The following is an 18,738-nucleotide window of genomic DNA, read 5'->3' as shown; positions in this document are numbered from 1 at the left end:
GTCAGGCCGAGCGGGGTCGCCGACAACGGCAGCTGACCGCACGCATCAGGTCGACGTGCAGCCGCTGCCACGGCAGGTGCAGGCAGGGCGGGCGTTCCACGTCGGCGTCAACCTCGCCCGGAGGAGGCCTATTCCCGATCCGACGAACATTCTTCCGGCCAGGTCATGAGACGTTTCAACGCCGTGCTCCGCGCCATCGGGCTCAGCACTACGCTCGGCCGGGTGACTCAGTTGCTGAACGATGCGGTGATGATCGCCTCGCCGGAGTCGGACGACCCGGCGGTCGTCCTCGGAACGACCTTCGCCCTCGACCCCAGCCACGGTGCGGTGGTCCGCGGCAGCCTGGCCGCCACCGCCCACGGGGTGTACGAGGTCCGGCTGAACGGTCGACCCGCCTCACCGGCGGTGCTCGCACCGGGCTGGACGTCGTACGAATGGCACCTGCCGGTGGCGACGATCGACGTGACCTCGCTGTTGGAGCCGGCCAACGACGTCTGTGTCGAACTGGGCAACGGCTGGTGGCGGGGTCGCCTCGGCTGGGAGGGGGCCGACCTCGGGTACGGCGACGAGCTCGGCTTCGTCGCCACCTTGACGATCGAGTACGCCGACGGGTACGTCCAGCAGGTGCACACCGACACCGCGTGGACCGCCGTCGGCAGCCGTACCACCGACAACAGCCTGTACGGCGGGCAGCACGTCGACCTGCGCCGCACGCCGGGAGCGCCGCGACCGGTCCGCGCCGTGGAGTTCGATCGCAGCACGCTGGTCGCCCAGGTCGGGCCCGATGTCGTACGGCACGAGGTCGTCCCCCCACAGCGGATCTGGCAGTCGCCGTCGGGTCGGACCCTGGTCGACTTCGGGGTGAACCTGGTCGGCTGGATCCGGTTCACCTCACCGGCCGACCCGGGACGGGTGATCACCCTGCGGCATGCCGAGGTGCTCGAGGCCGGGGAACTGGGGACGCGGCCGCTGCGGTCGGCGAAGGCGACCGACGTGATCACCTGCAGCGACGTCGCCACCGTGGTGGAGCCGACCCTCACCTTCCACGGCTTCCGGTACGCGGAGGTGACCGGCTGGCCGGGGGCACTGAACGCCGCCGACCTGCAGGCCGTGGTGGTGCACTCGGCCATGCGGCGAACCGGTGGCTTCGAGTGCTCCGAACCGTTGTTGAACCAGTTCCACGCCAACGTGGTGCGCAGCCAGCGGGGCAACTTCCTCCACATCCCGACCGACTGTCCGCAGCGCGACGAGCGGCTGGGGTGGACCGGTGACATCGCCGCCTTCGCCCCGACCGCGACCTTCGTGTACGACTGCGCCGACCTGCTGCACTCGTGGCTGCTCGACCTGCAGGCCGAGACCGCGCATCGCGGCACCGTGCCGATGGTGGTCCCCGACATCTTGAAGTTCTCCGACGCGCCGCACAACGACCGGGGCGCCACGGCGGTGTGGGGAGACGCCGCCGTGTGGGTGCCGTGGGCCCTGTGGCAGGCGTACGGGGATCGCGAGCGGCTCGCCGAGCACTACCCGGCCATGGTGCTGCACCTGGACTCGGTGGCTGCGGCGACGTCGCCGAACGGCTTGTGGGACACCGGCTTCCAGTACGGGGACTGGCTCGACCCGGATGCGCCACCGGAGGCCCCGGCGCAGGCGAAGGCCGACCCGGGCGTGGTCGCCACCGCCTGCCTGTACCGGTCGGCCATGATCACCGCCGAGGTCGCCGGCCTGCTCGGCCGCGCCGATGATCAAGAGCGGTTTGCCGCGGTGGCGGCCACCACGCGGCGGGCGTTCCATGATCACTACGTGACCGGCGACGGCCGGATCCACTCCGACTGCACGACCGTGTATGCGCTCGCGATCTACTTCGGGTTGTTGGACGAGGCGGGTACGGCCGCGGCCGGCGAGCGGCTCGCCGAACTGGTCACCGCGTCCGGGCACCGGATCTCGACCGGGTTCGCCGGCACCCCGTTCGTGACCTGGGCGCTGAGCGAGACCGGGCACGTCGCCGACGCCTACGCACTGCTGCTGCAGACCGACTGCCCGTCCTGGCTGTATCCGGTGACGATGGGGGCCACCACGATCTGGGAGCGGTGGGACTCGATGCTGCCGGACGGGTCGATCAATCCGGGATCGATGACCAGCTTCAACCACTACGCCCTCGGTGCGGTGGCGGACTGGCTGCACCAGGCGGTGGCCGGGATCCGTGCGGCGGAGCCCGGCTACGCCCGCGTCCGGATCGCACCGGTGCCGGGCCCGGGACTGACGTGGGCGCGTGCCGACCTCGACAGTCGCCGCGGCAGGATCAGTTCGGCCTGGCAGCTCACCGACGACGAGTTTCGTGTGACGGTGGAGATCCCGGCCGACACGCCGGGCGAGATCGTCCTGCCGTCGGGCACCGTGCACGAGGTCGTCGGCGGCCGGCACGAGTTCACCGAGCCGGCGCCGGTGTTCAGCTGAGACGGAGGTTCGTCCGTCGGCCGTCGGGCCAGGTGATCACGGCCTCGCCGTCACCGTCGACCTCGACCGTCGGCAGGCCGGGTGGGTCGACCTCCGCGCCGGTCAGCACGACCGCCGCCGCATGGCACCGCCCCGGGACCGCCGGCCCGGCGCTGCGCAGCGCCGGTACGCCGACGTGGTGGCCCAGCGGGCTGCTGTCCACCTCACCCTGGATCCGAGACATCGGCAGGCCGCCCAGGTCGTGCATCGTCGAGGTGACCGGGCCGTGGACCCGCGCGGTACCCGGCTCGGTGACGCTGTCGACCGGGTCCGGGGAGGCGACCGCCCAGCCACTCATCTCCAGCTGTGCCAGCCCGGGGTCGCCGAGCACCGTGGCCAGCCGTACCTCGACCGGGCCGCGGACGACCGAGGCCATGATCAACTCCGGGCCCGGGGTGAGTTCACCGACACGGCCGCGACCAGGGTCCTGGTCCCGGCGCACCGGCACGTCGACCCAGTGACCATGGGCACGTGACACGGCGACGCCGACGCCGTCGCCGACCTCACAGCGCACGGTGGCGAACCCGTTGCGGTGCGTCCGTCGGCCGTCCGGGTCGACCAGCGCGATCGCACCGTCGAGCGGCGAGGTCTGGGTGGTCCCGGTGACCGTGGGTGCGGTGGCGGTGGAGTAGCCGAGCCGGGCGTACATCGGCGCATCGCTCCGGTCGTCGCCGAGGGTCGAGTGGTCGGTGCCGTGGTTGATCACCCGGACGATCCCGTCGCGTGCGGTGCTCGACACCAGCCACCCCGGCACCGGCAAGGCGTTGAGCTGATCATGCTTCTCGACCGGGAGGGGCTGCTCGACGGCGGTCCACACCGGATGGTCGGCGGGCAGCGCCAGCCCGTACAGGCCACGGCTCGACCAGTAGGGCGACCCGGGCGCGGAGTACGTCTGTGCCATGGCCGGCCATTCGTGCCGCAGCCCCAGCGTGAGCAGGCCGCGTTCGTCGGGGACCCCGTGGCCGGCGAAGTGCTGCACCATGCCGGCACCGATCCGCCGGACCAGCCCGGGGGACAGGTCGGTGGCACCCACCTCTGCGGCCAGCCAGAACGGACCGGCGACGGCGTACCGGTAGATCAGGCTGCGGCCCTGGATCAGCGGCGCCCCGTCGCCGCCCACCAGCAGCGCGGCGTCGGCGGTGAACGTCTGGAGTCGATCATGGAACCGACTGCGGAGCTCGGGTGGGCACATCGCCGGTGGGGCGAACTCGGCCCACAGGATCGGATGGAACTGCAGCACCCAGCCGCCGTAGTGGTCGAAGGATCGTTCCGCCCCGTCGGAGTACCAGCCGACATCGCGGTACAGGCCCTCGTGCACGGCGAGGTCGTGGGCGACGTCGTCGGCGGACCAGTCGGCGCCGACCGAGGCGAGGAAGGCCTCCACGACGAGTTGGAACCAGACCCAGTTGTTCGTCGGGAACCGCAGGCCCACCACGGTCGACAGCCAGTCCACGATCAGTTGTTGATCATGATCGGGGAGTCGGTCCCACAGCCAACGCCGACTGAGGTGCAGGCCCAGGGCGATGGAGCACGCCTCCACCCGCGACTGGGCGTCGACGTCGGGGCGGGGCCAGGCCGTGGGTGAGTGCGGGTCGGTACCGGCCCGCAACCCGGCGGCGTACCAGTCGGCGAAGCCGTACGGGTCGTCGTCGCTGCCGGCCAACCGCATCGCGGCCAGCTCGAACGATCGGGCGAACGCCTCGAGGTCATCGGTGTCAGGACCGTGCGCACTCGGCCGCCCGGGCAGCCGGATCCTTGCATGGTCCGTCGAGGCGTACGGCCGCACCCCGAGCAGGACGGCGTCGGCGAAGGTCGCCAGATGATCACGCGTCCACCCCGTGTACGGCGACAGCTCGCGATCCTCGGTGGGCCAGGCCAACCCGTGACGGGCCGCGGCCCGGATCGCGGTGTCGGTGGGCGGACCGTCAGCCATGATCAGGACTCCTTCGTTCGATGGCTTCCCCAGCATGTCATGTATGCGGTTGCAGGGTCTGCCGCGTCTCGGTGCCCATGTCCGACCCGTGGCCCGACACCGCCGACGCCCGGTGAGCGACTGTTCCACCGGAGAACGGGTTTCGCGACAGGCGGGAACCGCAGCGTTGCCGGTTGTGGCAAGCAGCACCGCGTACGGGCCCATGTGATCAACGGCATGTCCGGCGATGCTGTCCTCGGTCGCCACACCGGTGCTACGTTCGGAAACTCCTGGGGAGGGGCGTCAGGCCTGCCCGCTGACGAAGGTGTCGCGCATGACGACGAGAGCGGACCGCCGATCACCGGCGACACCCGCCGAGCCGACGGTGATGCGACAGCACAGTCTGCGATCGGCCAATCTCGGACTGGTGCTGCGTGCCGTGCTCACCGGCGACTCGCCGTCCCGGGCTGATGTGGCCGCCAGGACCGGGATGACGCGGTCCACCGTCTCGAGACTGGTCGACGAGTTGATGGCGGGCGGACTGCTGGCCGAGTTGGAACCGTTGACCGGTGCCCGGGGACGGCCGGCGACACCACTGGTCGCGGCGGCCGGGACGGTGGCTGCGCTGGGCCTCGAACTGAGCGTGGAGCATGTCTTCGCACACGTCAGCGACCTGGCCGGCAACGTGCTGGCCGAGGGGCACCGGCTGGGCGACTTCGCCCACCTGCGGCCGGCCGCGAGCCTGGCCGTCGTGGCCGACCTCGCCAACGAGTGCATCCACGCACTTCCTCCCGAGGCCCGGGTCGCGGGCGTCCACCTGGCGATCCCGGGCCTGGTCGACGTGCCGGGCCGGCAGGTGTTGCGTGCCCCGAACCTGGGCTGGACGGGGGTGGCGCCGGTCCCGTTGCTCGCCGAGGCAGGGCTGGCCGTCGAGCGACAGCACTTCGCCCTCGGGAACGAGGCGGACTGTGCCGCCCTGGCGTTGGCCCTGGAGGCGCCCGGTCGGCCGGGGAAGCACTCCGCCTTCTTGTACGTGTCCGGCGAGGTCGGGGTCGGCTCCGCCGTGGTGAGCAACGGCGAACTGGTGACCGGCCAGCACGGCTGGGCCGGCGAGATCGGCCACCTGTGCGTCGACCCGCACGGTCTGGTGTGTGCCTGCGGTGCCACCGGATGCCTGGAGACCGTCGCCGGGCTGGCCCACATCCTGGCCGCCGCTCGACTCGACACCACCGAGCAGTTGCTGGTCGCGCTGGCCGACGGTGACCGGGTTGCCCGGGAAGCCGTCGATCGTGCCGGCAGGGCACTGGGGATCGCCGTCTCGGGCGCCATGAACCTGCTCGACCTGCCCGAGGTCGTCCTGGGTGGTCACCTCGCTGCCATGGCGGACCGGATCGTTCCGCTGCTGCGGGAGGAGATGACGGTCCGGGTGCTCTCGGCCCCGTACGCCGAGACCGCGATCTCGGTGGACGTCGATCCGGCCACCCGTCCGGCGGTCGGGGCCGCGTACGCCGGGCTGGACGTCGTGCTGACCGACCCGGGACGCTGGCTGGAGGAGTCCCGTGCCGCATCCTGAGGACGATGTCGAAGCAGGGTGGTCGGTTCCGACGTCCGGGGTGAGCGGGTGGAGCGACCACCCGGACGAGTTGAGGAGACGCCATGAAGTTCGTCGTACTGATCCATTCCAACCCGCAGCCGTGGGGCCATCCGACCGCTGACCACCTGGCCGAGCACCAGGCACTGCCGGCCGAGCAGCGGGAGCAGCTGGGGCGTGAGTTCGACGCGTTGATGACCGAACTGTCCGAGTCCGGTGAGCTGCTCGGCGGTGAGGCACTCGGTGACCCGGCGGCGGCCACCCTGCATCGCTGGGCGGAGGGGAAGCCCGTGGCGAGCGACGGGCCGTACGCGGAGTCGAAGGAGCACTTCGCCGGGTTCTTCCTGATCGACGTGGCCGACCGGGCCCGCGCGGAACAGATCGCCGCGGCGATGAGCGGGCCGGGTGAGACCGTCGAACTGCGGCCGACCATGTGGCCCGGTGGCGAGGACGTCTGACCGTGGCCGGGGTGGCATGACCGTGTCCGGGGACGTCTGGCGTGATCACACGCCGGCCGTCCTCGCGGCACTGCTGCGTCGCAGTGGCGATCTCGGCGGCTGCGAGGACGCGGTCCAGGAGGCACTGCTCGCCGCCGCGGTCCAGTGGCCTCGCGATGGCGTGCCGGACAACCCGCGTGGGTGGCTGGTGCGGGTCGCCTCCCGTAAACTGATCGACGCCGAGCGCAGCGACGCCGCCCGAGCCCGCCGGGAAGTTGATCTTGCTCGCCACGAGGTCGTCACCGACTCGGTTGAGCGCGACGACACCGTCCAACTCCTGTTGCTGTGTTGCGATCCCTGCCTGACGCCGGTGTCGCGGATCGCGTTGACGTTGCGGGCCGTGGCCGGGCTGTCCACCGCACAGATCGCCGCCGGGTTCTGGGTGCCGGAGGCGACCATGGCCCAGCGCATCTCCCGGGCGAAGGCGACCCTGCGCAAGCACGGTGCCACGTTCGGGCACGTCCCGGCCGACGAGGTGGCCGAGCGGTTGCACGGGGTGCGCCACGTCCTCCACCTCGTGTTCAACGAGGGGTACACCAGCTCGGGCGGCGAGACGGTGATCGACACCGACCTCACCGGTGAGGCGATCCGGTTGGCCGAACAGCTGCACCGCGCGGTGCCCGACGACGACGAGACCACCGGGCTGCTGGCGCTGATGCTGCTGAGCGACGCCCGGACCCCCGCCCGGTTGACCGGGACCGGCGACCTCGTCCCGCTGGCCGAACAGGACCGGACCAGGTGGCACCGCGACAAGATCGACCGAGGCACCGCCATGCTCGAACGGGTGCTCGCCCGCGGGCCCGTCGGGCCGTTCCAGCTGCAGGCGGCCATTGCCGGTGTCCATGCCGCGGCCACCGACCCCACCCGGACCGACTGGCTGGAGATCTGCATCCTCTACCGGATGCTCGCCGTCGTCGCCCCGTCGCCATCGGTGACACTGAACCTCGCGATCGCGATCGGGATGGCCCACGGTGCAGCTGCCGGGTTGGCGGCGCTGGCGGAGCTACGACACGACCCGGCCCAACGGCACAACCACCGGGTGTTCGCCGCGTACGGCCACCTGCTCGAGCTCGCCGGCGACGGGCCGGGTGCCGCCGAGGCCTTCGCCATCGCCGCCCGGCTCACCCACAGCCTGCCCGAACAGCGCTACCTCAACGCCAAGGCGGCGGCACTCGGCCGGCCCTGACCCAGCTCGGCGATGTGCCCGTCGGGGCGCACCACCACGTACCCGCCCTCGGTCATGCCGTACCTGGTCGCGAGCTCACCGGTCCGGTCGGCCCGTACCACCACCAGGTCCGGGTGCTGCGGTGCGAGATCGTCCCCGAACAGCAGCAGCAGGTGGTGGTCCAGCCCGACGTGGTCGAGCAGGCGGCCGTCGGCGAGCGGGCCGTCGGGGGCACGGTCACCCACCCGGAGTGTGTCGCCGGCGAACCGGTCGCGCCATGATCGTTCCCGGTAGCTGGTCGCCAGCTGGGCGTTCTGCCGACTGCCCGCGGCCGCCGCGCGACGGTTGCTGCCGAAGGCGCGGAACAGCAGGTCCCGGGCGCCTCGGGCGAGCGGATGGCGGAGGGCGTACACCTTCCGCCGTCCTTCGACGTCGGTGATCGTGGCGGCAGCGACCGGCCGCCGTTCCCGTTCGTAGGCGTCCAGCAGGCTCGTCGGGCTGCCGTGCCGGATGACCCGGGCCAGCCGCCAGGCCAGGTTGGCGGCGTCCTGGATGCCGAGGTTCATGCCCTGGCCGCCGAACGGCGGGAACACGTGGGCGGCGTCACCGGCGAGGAAGGTGCGGCCCGCCCGGTAGCGCTCGGCCAGCTGGATCCTGGTCCGGAAGATCGAGGTCCACCCGAGCTCGGTGAGCCGGATCCCGGGGTGGCCGCGGTCGGCCAGGATCTGTTGCAGGGTGGCGATGTCGGGCTCACCGAGCTCACCGTGGCGGGACCGGTCGGTGCGGTCGACGAAGATCCGCCACAGGTCCTCGCGGCCCGGCAGCGACATCAACATCAGCGGCCCCTCCGGCCCCAGCCACATCGCGCTGTCACGCTCGGTCGGGACGCCCTGGAGGATGGCGTCGGCCAGGAAGTAGGTCTCGCCGGTGGCGTCGCCGACGAAGTCGATCCCCAGCTCGGTGCGGACCCGGCTGCGGGCGCCGTCGGCGCCGATCAACCACTCGCCCGTACGGCTACCGCCGCCGGTCAGCGTGACGGTCACCCGGTCGTCGTCCTGCTCGACCCGGTCGACCTCGGCGCCGGTCTCGATCGGCACACCGAGTCGGGCCAGCTCACCGCGCAGGATCTCCTCCAGGCCGGTCTGCGGGACGACGTAGGTGTAGGGGTATCGGCTGTCCGGCGGGATCCACGGCAGGTGGACGACCTCCCGATCGCCCTTCATGATCGAGGCGCCACCCAGTTCGTACGACACCCGTTGCACGTCGTCGGCCAGTCCCAGCCCGGCGAGGTGCTCCATGGTCTTGGCCTGCAGCCCGAGCGCACGAGAGGAATTGCTGGCCCGCGTGCGGCGCTCCAGGATGCGGCAGTCGACCCCGTTGACGGTGAGGACGAGGGCGGCGGCCATACCCGTCGGGCCGCCACCGACAATCAGAACGGTCATGTACCAAATGGTACACGCGTTGCCGGGAGCGGCGTGGGCCCGTGGTGAGAGGGTGGTGCGCATGAGTGAGCCCCGCAGCACACCGTCGTCCAACAGCACACCGTCGTCCCGCAGCACACCGTCGTTGCGCAGCACGCAGTGGTACGGCGGCGACGACCGCAACGGCTACATCCACCGGGCCTGGATGCGGCGCGGCGTCCCCGACAGCGCGTTCCGGGGCCGCCCGCAGATCGCGATCGCCAACACCGCCTCCCAGCTCACCCCGTGCAACATGCACCTGGGTGAGGTGCTGTCGGCGGTCCGCGACGGCGTACTGGAGGCGGGTGGCGTCCCGTTGGAGCTCCCGGTGGTCTCGTTGGGGGAGACCAACGTCCGTCCCACCGCGATGCTGTGGCGCAACATGGCGGCGATGGCCACCGAGGAGATGTTGCGGGCCAACCCGATCGACGGGACCGTCCTGCTCGGCGGCTGCGACAAGACGATCCCGTCGCTGCTGATGGCCGCCGCCTCGGTGGACCTGCCGTCGCAGGTGGTGCCCGGTGGGCCGATGCTGACCGGCCACTTCCGCGGCGTCGCGCTCGGCTGTGGCACCGACGTGTGGCGCCTCAGCGAGGAGGTACGTGGTGGCACGCTGAGCCAGGAGGACTTCGTACGCAGCGAATCCGCCATGATCAGGAGCAAGGGGCACTGCAACACGATGGGCACCGCCTCCACCATGGCGCTGGTCACCGAGGCCCTCGGCATGATCATCCCCGGCACCGCCGGGACGCCGGCTCCGGACAGTCGGCTGTTGGTCGCCGCCCACGAGGCCGGCCGGCTCGCGGTGGAGATGATCATGACCGACCGACGGCCGTCCACCTTCCTGACCAAGGGCTCGTTCCACAACGCGATCGTCGCCCTGGCGGCGATCGGGGGCTCCTCCAACGCCGTGGTGCACCTGCTGGCGCTGGCCGGACGACTCGGCGTCGACCTCACCATCGACGACTTCGACCGGATCGGCCACGACGTCCCGCTGCTGGTCAACCTGCAACCCGCGGGCACGCACCTGATGGACGACCTGCACCGTGCCGGCGGACTGCTGGCGGTGCTGAACGAGGTCCGCGACCTGCTCGACCCCGACGCGCTGACCGTCGACGGGCGCCCCTTGGTGGACCACCTCGACGGCGCCACCATCTGGGAACCGGACGTGATCAGCAGCTACGCCACCCCGCTCCAGGAACGGGCCGGGATCGCCGTGCTGCGAGGAAACCTCGCCCCCGACGGTGCGCTGGTGAAGCCGTCGGCGGCCTCCCCCCACCTGCTGCGGCACCGCGGGCGGGCCGTCGTCTTCGAGTCCATCGAGGACTTCCACGCCCGGATCGACGATCCCGACCTCGAGATCGACGCCGACTCGGTGATGGTGCTGCGCGGCTGCGGCCCGAAGGGGTATCCGGGGATGCCCGAGGTGTCCAACATGCCGCTGCCCCGCAAGCTGTTGGAGCAGGGCGTCCGCGACATGGTGCGGGTCTGCGACGGCCGGATGAGCGGCACCGCGTACGGCACGGTGGTGCTGCACGTCAGCCCGGAGTCGGCCGTCGGTGGACCGTTGGCCAAGGTCCGTACCGGCGACTGGATCGTACTCGACATCGAGGGTCGCCGGATCGACGTCGACCTCGCCGAGGAGGAGCTCGCGGCCCGGCAGCCCAGCGAAGCGGCCGCGCAGGCGTACGCCCGGCCCGCCCGTGGCTGGGAGCGGCTCTACGTCGACCACGTGCAGCAGGCCCACACCGGTGCCGACCTCGACTTCCTGGTCGGCTCCAGCGGCTCGGCCGTCGGACGCGAGTCGCACTGATCGGCCTACCATGGCCCCATGGAGCACAGTGAGATCCCGTCGGGGCTGATCGGCGGTCCGCACCAGCACGTCACCGCCGAGGAGCTGGACGCGTTCGTACGGCAGCAGCTCGGCCAGGTCGACGTGGACGGCAAGAACGTCGTCCTGGTGGTGCCCGACGGCACCCGCAGCTGTCCGCTGCCGCTGCTGATGGAGGTGATGCACCGCCACCTGGTCGACCGCGTGTCCGCGCTCACCGCGGTGATCGCCCTGGGCACCCACTCCTACATGGAGACCGACGAGATCGAACGGATGTTCGGCGTCGAGGCCGGTGGCCTCGAGGCCGCGTACCCCGGCATGAGGATCGTCAACCACGAGTGGCGCGACCCCGCGATGCTGGTCAGCGTCGGCGAGATCTCCGGTGACCGGATCGCCGAGCTGTCCGAAGGCCGGCTCGACGTCGGTGCCGACATCAAGATCAACCGCCACGTCGTCGAGTCCGACGTCGCGATCGTGGTGGGCCCGGTGTTCCCCCACGAAGTGGTCGGGATCTCCGGCGGCAACAAGTACTTCATCCCCGGCGTCGCGTCGGCCGAGTTCATCGACATGACCCACTGGGTCGGGGCGTTGATCACCAGCTACGAGATCATCGGCACCACCGGCATCACCCCGGTGAGAGCCATGATCAACGAGGGGGCCTCGCTGATCCCGACGCTGCGGCTGGCGCTGTGCCTGGTCGTCGAGTCCGGCACCGGCGAGATCGAAGCGGTCGGCTTCGGTACCGCGGAGAAGGCGTGGGAACTGACCGCCGAGGTGGCCGCGCAGACCCACGTCAGCTACGTCGACGAACCGTTCCAGAAGGTGGTGTCGATCATGCCCGAGCGGTACGACGACATCTGGACCGCGGCGAAGGGGTTCTACAAGCTGGAGCCGGCCGTGGCCGACGGTGGTGAGGTGATCATCTACGCCCCGCACGTCACCGAGGTGTCAGAGGTGCACGGAGAGATCTACGACATCGGCTACCACTGCCGCGACTACTTCGTGAAGCAGTGGGACAGGTTCTCCCACATCCACTGGGGGGTGCTCGCCCACTCCACCCACCTGCGCGGCAAGGGCAGCTACGACGCCGAGACCGGTGAGGAGAAGCTGCGGGTCAAGGTCACCCTGGCGACCCAGATCTCCCGTGAGGTGTGCGAGTCGATCAACCTCGGGTACCTCGACCCGAACGACGTCGACCTCGATCACCTGACAGCCGAGCCGGGCACCTTCGTGGTTCCGAACGCAGGAGAGATCCTGTACCGCGTCAAGGCGTGAACCCGGGCGGTCAGACGAACGGTCGGATGCGCAGCAACACGATGTCCTCGTTGGCGCAGCCGTTCAGCTCCCACGACACGAAGTTGGCCCGCCGCTCACCGGGCAGGTAGATCCGGAACCCACGGGCCGGGGCCAGTCGGCACTCCTCGCCGTGGTTCTCGGCACGCGCCACCAGCAGCTGGGCGGCAGCCGACCCGCCAGGGGGGATCGTCAGCTGCGCCGGCGCCACGTCCTCCCGGGCGGCGGCGGCACCCAGCTGGGTGCCGTCGTCACCGGTCACCAGGGAGACGCCCGGAAACCCTTGCACCGTACAACTCTCGGTGCCGCGGTTGGCGACCGTCACGTTGAAGGCCATGGAACCGGCCGCACCGCCGGCTGCCGTGACCGCGACCGAGGTGTTGTCGTACGTACAGGGGCCCGGTGCCTGCCGAGACCGTGGCGGTTCCGAGGTCCGTGGTGGCTCCGGCGGCGTGGTCGGTGGCGCCGGTGGTGGGATCGCCGGCGACTCCGGTGCGCTGGTGGCCGTCGTGCTGGGCGGGGGAGGTGGGGTCTCGCTCGACGCGAAGGTGGACGGCGTGGCCGGTTGCGGTGTCGGGGTGGGTGCCGGGCCGGTCGTTGCCACGGTCGGGCTGCCGGTGGCGGCCACCCGGGGCTCGGTGGGTCCGGTGTCGGGGGCCAACCGGGAGCCGAGCCCGACGCCGCCGGCGATGATGACCACGGCGGCGGCGATGGCGCCGACCGTGGTGAACTGGCGCCGTCGGAGCTGGCGAGCCCGGCCCAGGCTGGTGCTGACCAGGCCCGCCGGAGTCGGGGTGCGGTCGGCGCGGTCGCGCAACTCGGCGCCGAGCTCGGCACCGAATCGGTCGTCCGGACCGCCGGGTTCTCCCGGCTTGTTCGTCGACATCAGTCCTCCCCTCCGTACTCCACGGTGCCTTCGGCCTCCAACACGGTGCGCAGGGCTGCCAGTGCCCGCGAACACTGGCTCTTGACGGTGCCCTCACTGCAGCCGAGCTGCTCGGCGGTCTCGGCGACGCTCAGGTCGGAGTAGTAGCGCAGTGCCACCACGGCACGCTGCCGGGGTGGGAGCTCGAGCACCTTCTGCCAGGTCAGGTCGGTCGACGGGTCGTCGTGGGTCGGCGACTCCGGCAACTCACTCGTGGCGTACTCGCGGCGTTTGAAGGCGCGCCGCCACAAGCTGTGGTGTTCGTTGACGATGATCCGGCGGACGTAGGCGAGGGTGTCGAACCCGTCGGCGCTGATCCGCTCCCACTTGAGGTACGTCTTCGCCAGCGCGGTCTGCAGCAGGTCCTCGGCGTCGGACGGGTTGCCGGAGATCAGATGGGCGAACCCGAGCAGGCGACGCTGGTGCACCGAGACGAACTCGCTGAACTCAACGTCGAGGGCGGCCACGTCGCTCGACGCTACGTGACGCGACGGGGCGACCGACAGGGCCACGCCGTGAGCCATGCCGGATCCTCCTCCCGCTCACCCTTCGGTCTCCTGCCCCATCCAACGCGATCGGGGTGGCGTCGGGTTGCACTACGCTCGCACCGACGAGTGGGAGGTGAGTGGTGGGCGACGAGGTGGTGCTCTGCGTCGGCGAGACGATGGTGCTGCTGACCCCGGACGCCGACTTCGTCGACACCGCCCGACTGCCCGCCCATCTGGCCGGCGCGGAGAGCAATCTCGCCCGTGGGCTGACCCATCTCGGCCGACCGAGCCGGTGGGTGTCGCGCGTCGGCGACGATCCGTTCGGGGCCCTGATCACCGCCACCCTCACCGGGTACGGCGTCGACACCGGGCACGTCGTCGTCGACCCGGACCGGCCGACCGGGCTGATGAGCAAGACCGTCCGCGGCGAGCAGACGCGGGTCCGCTACTACCGCAGCGGGTCGGCCGCCTCCGCGCTGTCGACCGCCGACCTGACCGACGCGGCGACGGCGAACGTGGTCGCTTGCCACCTGAGCGGGGTGACACCCGCGTTGTCGGATTCGGCAGCCGACCTCGTCGAGTCGGTCGTGGTCGACCGCCGCCTCGGTGAGGCCATGATCAGTTTCGACGTCAACCACCGGCCGGCCCTGTGGTCGGCGGCCACGGCCGCGCCCGTGCTGCGGCGGCTCGCCGACGCCGCCGACGTGGTGTACGTCGGCCTGGACGAGGCCACATCACTGTGGGGCTGCCGGACCCCGGCGGAGGTCCGGGCGGTGCTCCCCACGCCGGAGACGGTCGTGGTCAAGGACGCCGATCGGCCGGCGGTCGCGTTCACCGGTGCCGAGCGGACCGAGGTGCCCGCACTGCGGGCCGAGGTGGTGGAAGTGGTCGGTGCCGGGGACGCCTTTGCCGCCGGACACCTGGCCGCGGTGTTGGCCGGCGAGGATGCCCGTACGGCGTTGCGGCTCGGTCACCTGATGGCCGCCTTCACCGTGGGCTCGCCGCGTGACCTGGCGCCGCTGCCATCGGCCGACCGGCTCCGCGCGCTGGCCGCCGTCGACGTTCAGGCCTGGCGAGACCTCAAGATCACCCCCGACCTGCTGGAGGAGACATGACCGGTGCACCACAGGATGCGGCCGAGCTGATCAAGGGCCGGTCGGTGATGGCAATCTTTCGTGGCTTCGACACCGACCGGACCGTCGAGCTCGCCCGCCGGGCCTGGGACCTCGGGATCGACCTGGTGGAGGTGCCGATCCAGGACGATGCCTCGGTCGCGACCCTGCAGGCGCTGCTGGTCGAGGCGAAGGCGACCGGTCGTACGGTGGGCGCCGGCACCGTGATCACGCCCGAACAGGTTGCCGACTGTGCCGGCTGGGGAGTCGGGTTCATCGTCTCCCCGGGACTGGACGCCGACGTGGTCCGGGCCTGCGGCACCGCCGGGTTGCCTCACCTGCCGGGGGTGGCCACACCGAGTGAGGTGCAGCAGGCGTACCGGCTGGGATGCACCGTGCAGAAGGCGTTCCCGGCATCGGTGCTGGGCACCGGCTGGTTCGCGGCGATGGGCGGCCCGTTCCCACAGGTGCGGTTCGTCGCCACCGGCGGGCTGGACGCCGACAACGCCGCCGACTTCCTGGCCGCCGGGGCCTCGATGGTGGCCCTCGGATCGGCCCTCACCACGCCGGACCAGCTCAACCGGGTGGCCGCGATCGTGCAGCAGCGCGGCTGAGTCAGGCCTGGTGAACCACCCGGCCGGCGACGATCGTCGCCAGCACCCGGGTGTCGCGGAGGCGGGCCGCGGTCTCGGCCGTCGAGCCCACGGTGGTGCGCGGGTCGTACGGCAGCAGGACGAGGTCGGCCGGGCCGCCGACGACGGGGGCGTCGACGCCGTCCGTGGAGCAGCGCAACGCGTCGGTCGGGGAGAGCGCCTGTGCCGGCACCCACGGGTCCCGGTCGTCGCCGGACCGGTGCACCGCAGCGCTGACCGCGAGCCACGGGTCGAGCGGTGACACCGGGGCGTCGGACCCGAACCTGACGTCGACCCCGGCCCGCAGCATCGAGGCGAACGCGAAGCAGCGATCCTCCCGACCCGGCCAGCACTGACCGCTGACGTCGCGGTCGTCGAGCAGGTGTGCTGGCTGCACGCTGGCCCGGACCCCCAGTTCGGTCAGTCGGGACACGTCGGAAACCTTGATCAACTGGGCGTGCTCGATCGCACCGCGGGCCCCGGTCGCGGCGAAGGCGTCCAACGCCCGGTGGATCGCGGCGTCGCCGATCGCGTGCACCGCGACCTCCAGTCCGCCGGCGGTGGCACGGGCCAGCAGGTCGTACAGCTCCTCGGCGGGCAGGTTCGCCCGCCCGTACGGATCGGGCAGCACGGCGGCATCGGCGTACGGTTCGCAGCACCATGCGGTGCGGGTGCTCAACGATCCGTCCGAGATGATCTTGAGCGGCCCCATCTCGATCAGCCCGCTCGGCTCGAGGGGTTGTCCGGTCCGGAGCCCGGCCAGCAGCACCTCGGCCAGGACGGGCGGGTAGCAGGCGGCCCGGACCTTGATCAGGTCGAGCCCGGCCGCTACCCGGGCGGGCCAGTGCCGGAACCCGTCGGTGAACTCCATGTCCACCATCCCGACGACCCCGCGTCGCACCGCATCGTGCAGGGCGGTCGACAACCCGGCCCGCGACAGCCCGGCAGCACCGGGCAGCTCGGGCAGCCGGAGGAACAGCGGGAACCACTCCTCCTCGGCGATCACCCCGGTCCGAGGCGGCAGCCCGAGGTGTCGCAGGGCGGCGGAGTTGAGCCAGCCGTGGTGGGCGTCACCACTGATCAACACCACCGGGACGTCACCGCTGACGGCGTCCAGCTCGGCGACCGTCGGCTGCCGGGACCACGCGGCCGTACGGTGGCCGTACCCCTGCAGGGCGTCACCGGCGTCCTCGGCCGGCCGGCCGGCGAGGTGTCGTGCGACCCGGGCGCACACCTCGTCGGGGGAGGTGGTGCCGGCGGTGTCGAGTCGCTGCGACGCCGTACCCCACTGGTCGGCGTGCACGTGGTGGTCCCACAGCCCCGGCAACAGCCAACCGCCACCGCCGTCCAGGACGTCGGAGCCGGCGGTCGGCAGGTCGGGACCGAGCTCGGTGATGCGTCCACCGGCCAGCCGGACGTCGACGGGGGCAGGCACGGTTCGCGGGTCGGCGCACAGGTCGACCGGGCGCACCGCGCGCAGCAGGGTCGATCCGGTGTCGGTCACGCCTGCCGACTGTAGCCGGACGGCACCACCGCGACGATCAGTCGGCCGCTGGTGGGCGGCGCGGCGCCACCGGCTGCAAGATCTCCCGCTGGGACGGGGTGAGTCGCTCGAGCAGGGCGTCGGAGTAGGTGTAGCCGTGCCGGGTGGCGGCCCAGGACGGGCCGTACCGGTAGATGACGACCCGGCGCTCACCCTCGGTGGTGGTGCGTGAGCTGCCGCCGTGGGCGATGCCGTCACAGAACAACAGCACGTCACCGGCCGACAGGTGCACCTCGATCGCACCCTCCACGTCATCCATCCGACCCCGGCCGGTCGGCTTGCCCGGATGGGGAAAGTTGGACTTGTGGCTGCCGGGGATGACCATCGTGCCGCCGTCCCCCGGGCCGATGTCGGTCAGCGCCATCAGCGCATTCACCTGGCCACAACGGAACACCCCGTTCAGGTACCGGTACTGGCCGCGGACGGCCCCGTGATAGCCGCCGGAGTGGATGTCGAAGTAGCCGCCGCTGCGGCGGACCGAGGCGAAGCACTCGTCGATGAACAACCCCTCCACGTAGGAGTCGACCTCGCCGGTCCAGGTGCGCATGTAGTTGATCCACGACGGGTGGTCGATCAGCGCCTCGAACGCCGGTCCGGCCTCGACGATGTTCTGCAGCTCGAACCCCTTGTGGTTGTCACCCTCGGAGTCGGAGCGCTGCACCTGCCCCCACCAGTCCCAGGGCGCGAGGTCGGTCGGGAACGCGTCGAAGGCGGTGTTGAGTCGCGCCACCTCGTCGGTGTCAAGTGCACCACGCAGGATCACGAAGCCGTTCAGGTCGAACAGGTAGTTGTGCATCTCCGACGGCCACGTCGCGTCGTCGCGGAGGGCGCGCTGCGGTGGCGCCTCGATGCTGGTGTCCATGTCGAACTCCTCAAGGGGTGTGGTGGATCACTTGAGCCCGGTGTGGGCGAGAGCAGCGACGAAGTTCCGCTGGAAGATCAAGAAGATGATCATGATCGGGATCACTGCGGACACCGACCCGGCCATCGCGTACCCGGCCGACAGGCCACCGTCGGCGTCGACGAAGCGGGTCAGCCCCAGTGGCACCGTGTAGTTGGTGGCGGTCGACAGCATGATCAACGGGGTCTCGTAGTCGTTCCACGAACCGACGAAGCTGATGATCCCCAATGCCGCGAGGGTGGGTCTGATCAACGGCAGGTAGACGCTCCAGAACACCCGCCACTCCCCGGCACCGTCGATCCGGGCCGCCTCCCCGAGCTCTGCGGGGGTCGACAGGAATGCCTGTCGGACCAGGAAGGTGCCGAAGACGGTGAAGATGCCGGGCAACAGCAGCGCCCAGAGCGTGTCGTACAAGCCCAGCTGCTGGAAGAACATGAACCGCGGGATCAGCAGCAACTGGGTCGGCACGATCGCGGTCGCCAGATAGAGCAGGAAGACGCGGTCGCGACCGAAGAACGTGAGCCGGGCGAACGCGTACCCCGCCATCGCCGACGTGGTCAGGTCACCCACCACGCCGAACCCGGACACGAACAGCGAGTTGGCGAAGAACCGGGCCATCGTCGGTGTTCCGCCGACCCAGACTTCGACGTAGTTGGTCCAGGCGACCGGATCAGGGATCCAGGTCACCGGAATGGAGAACACGTCGATGTTGCGTTTCAGCGACGACGACAGCATCCACGCGAACGGCAACAGGAAGACCATCGCGACCGCCCACAGCACCAACGACTTCACCAGGTACGCGATCCGCGCCGCCGGGCGCTTGTTGCGTGGCCGGTTCGGTGGCGGCGGTGGTGCCTGACCGGGTGCTCCCTCGTCCAGTTGAGGTGCCTGCATC

15 protein-coding genes are annotated in these 18,738 nt (G+C 71.0%); 8 read left to right on the top strand and 7 right to left on the bottom strand.

The features are described from left to right. Window positions 1-222: 222 nt before the first annotated feature. Complete coding sequence (locus ACQBAU_RS17930) at window positions 223-2,454, top strand: alpha-L-rhamnosidase (RefSeq protein ID WP_465256984.1); 2,232 nt, start codon at window positions 223-225, stop codon at window positions 2,452-2,454. Here ACQBAU_RS17930 and ACQBAU_RS17925 read toward each other — a convergent pair. Further along, window positions 2,447-4,426: a DUF2264 domain-containing protein gene (locus ACQBAU_RS17925; RefSeq protein ID WP_465259413.1), complete on the bottom strand. Its 1,980-nt coding sequence runs from the start codon at window positions 4,424-4,426 to the stop codon at window positions 2,447-2,449. The two genes, ACQBAU_RS17930 and ACQBAU_RS17925, sit on opposite strands and share 8 nt — an antisense overlap. A 313-nt stretch (window positions 4,427-4,739) precedes the next feature. On the opposite strand from ACQBAU_RS17925, the gene ACQBAU_RS17920 reads away from it, so the two are divergent. The 3 genes from ACQBAU_RS17920 to ACQBAU_RS17910 all read left to right on the top strand — a co-directional run bounded on the left by ACQBAU_RS17920 (window position 4,740) and on the right by ACQBAU_RS17910 (window position 7,679). Further along, entirely contained in the window at window positions 4,740-5,978 is a 1,239-nt protein-coding gene (locus ACQBAU_RS17920) for an ROK family transcriptional regulator (protein ID WP_465256986.1), read from the top strand. Between the two features lie 83 nt (window positions 5,979-6,061). After that, on the top strand, window positions 6,062-6,454 hold the full coding sequence (locus tag ACQBAU_RS17915; RefSeq protein ID WP_434549746.1) for a YciI family protein: 393 nt from the start codon (window positions 6,062-6,064) through the stop codon (window positions 6,452-6,454). A 16-nt stretch (window positions 6,455-6,470) separates the two neighbouring features. After that, a complete protein-coding gene (locus ACQBAU_RS17910; RefSeq protein WP_465256987.1) occupies window positions 6,471-7,679 on the top strand; it encodes an RNA polymerase sigma factor in 1,209 nt (402 codons plus the stop codon). On the opposite strand, the gene ACQBAU_RS17905 is transcribed toward ACQBAU_RS17910, so the two are convergent. After that, window positions 7,640-9,100, bottom strand: coding sequence for an FAD-dependent monooxygenase (locus tag ACQBAU_RS17905; RefSeq protein WP_465256988.1), 1,461 nt, complete (start codon window positions 9,098-9,100; stop codon window positions 7,640-7,642). The two genes, ACQBAU_RS17910 and ACQBAU_RS17905, sit on opposite strands and share 40 nt — an antisense overlap. 61 nt (window positions 9,101-9,161) lie before the next feature. Between ACQBAU_RS17905 and ACQBAU_RS17900 the strand changes: the two genes are divergently transcribed. After that, window positions 9,162-10,931 (top strand): IlvD/Edd family dehydratase, encoded by a 1,770-nt coding sequence (locus ACQBAU_RS17900; RefSeq protein WP_465256989.1) that lies wholly within the window; start codon window positions 9,162-9,164, stop codon window positions 10,929-10,931. An 18-nt stretch (window positions 10,932-10,949) separates the two neighbouring features. After that, window positions 10,950-12,224, top strand: coding sequence for a lactate racemase domain-containing protein (locus ACQBAU_RS17895; protein ID WP_465256990.1), 1,275 nt, complete (start codon window positions 10,950-10,952; stop codon window positions 12,222-12,224). Between the two features lie 10 nt (window positions 12,225-12,234). Here ACQBAU_RS17895 and ACQBAU_RS17890 read toward each other — a convergent pair whose 3' ends face one another. After that, the gene (locus ACQBAU_RS17890; RefSeq protein ID WP_465256991.1) at window positions 12,235-13,128 is read right to left on the bottom strand and encodes a DUF4232 domain-containing protein; all 894 of its coding nucleotides are present in this window, start codon (window positions 13,126-13,128) and stop codon (window positions 12,235-12,237) included. Then, window positions 13,128-13,691 (bottom strand): SigE family RNA polymerase sigma factor, encoded by a 564-nt coding sequence (locus ACQBAU_RS17885; RefSeq protein WP_465256992.1) that lies wholly within the window; start codon window positions 13,689-13,691, stop codon window positions 13,128-13,130. Before ACQBAU_RS17885 ends, ACQBAU_RS17890 begins: the two co-directional genes overlap by 1 nt. A gap of 104 nt (window positions 13,692-13,795) precedes the next feature. Here ACQBAU_RS17885 and ACQBAU_RS17880 point away from each other — a divergent pair, with 104 nt between their 5' ends. Both ACQBAU_RS17880 and ACQBAU_RS17875 read left to right on the top strand, forming a co-directional pair. Continuing rightward, window positions 13,796-14,770, top strand: coding sequence for a sugar kinase (locus ACQBAU_RS17880; protein WP_465256993.1), 975 nt, complete (start codon window positions 13,796-13,798; stop codon window positions 14,768-14,770). Further along, window positions 14,767-15,381: a bifunctional 4-hydroxy-2-oxoglutarate aldolase/2-dehydro-3-deoxy-phosphogluconate aldolase gene (locus tag ACQBAU_RS17875; protein WP_465256994.1), complete on the top strand. Its 615-nt coding sequence runs from the start codon at window positions 14,767-14,769 to the stop codon at window positions 15,379-15,381. Before ACQBAU_RS17880 ends, ACQBAU_RS17875 begins: the two co-directional genes overlap by 4 nt. 1 nt (window position 15,382) lies before the next feature. On the opposite strand, the gene ACQBAU_RS17870 is transcribed toward ACQBAU_RS17875, so the two are convergent. Genes ACQBAU_RS17870 through ACQBAU_RS17860 form a run of 3 tightly spaced genes read right to left on the bottom strand, consistent with a single transcriptional unit; the run spans window position 15,383 to window position 18,737 of the window. Continuing rightward, window positions 15,383-16,903, bottom strand: coding sequence for an amidohydrolase (locus ACQBAU_RS17870; protein ID WP_465256995.1), 1,521 nt, complete (start codon window positions 16,901-16,903; stop codon window positions 15,383-15,385). 37 nt (window positions 16,904-16,940) lie between these two features. Next, window positions 16,941-17,804 carry a phytanoyl-CoA dioxygenase family protein gene (locus ACQBAU_RS17865; RefSeq protein ID WP_465256996.1) on the bottom strand — a complete coding sequence of 288 codons (864 nt, stop codon included), beginning with the start codon at window positions 17,802-17,804 and terminating at the stop codon, window positions 16,941-16,943. Window positions 17,805-17,831: 27 nt separating this feature from the next. Then, complete coding sequence (locus ACQBAU_RS17860) at window positions 17,832-18,737, bottom strand: carbohydrate ABC transporter permease (RefSeq protein WP_434549792.1); 906 nt, start codon at window positions 18,735-18,737, stop codon at window positions 17,832-17,834. Window position 18,738 lies beyond the last annotated feature (1 nt).

The sequence above is a fragment of the Carbonicoccus niuqiaonis genome, from assembly GCF_050157065.1.
In the GTDB taxonomy this organism is placed as follows: Bacteria; Actinomycetota; Actinomycetes; order Propionibacteriales; family Propionibacteriaceae; genus Avipropionibacterium.
The sequence above is the reverse complement of the archived record's forward strand: the minus strand, read 5'-3'. Positions and strand labels throughout refer to the sequence as shown.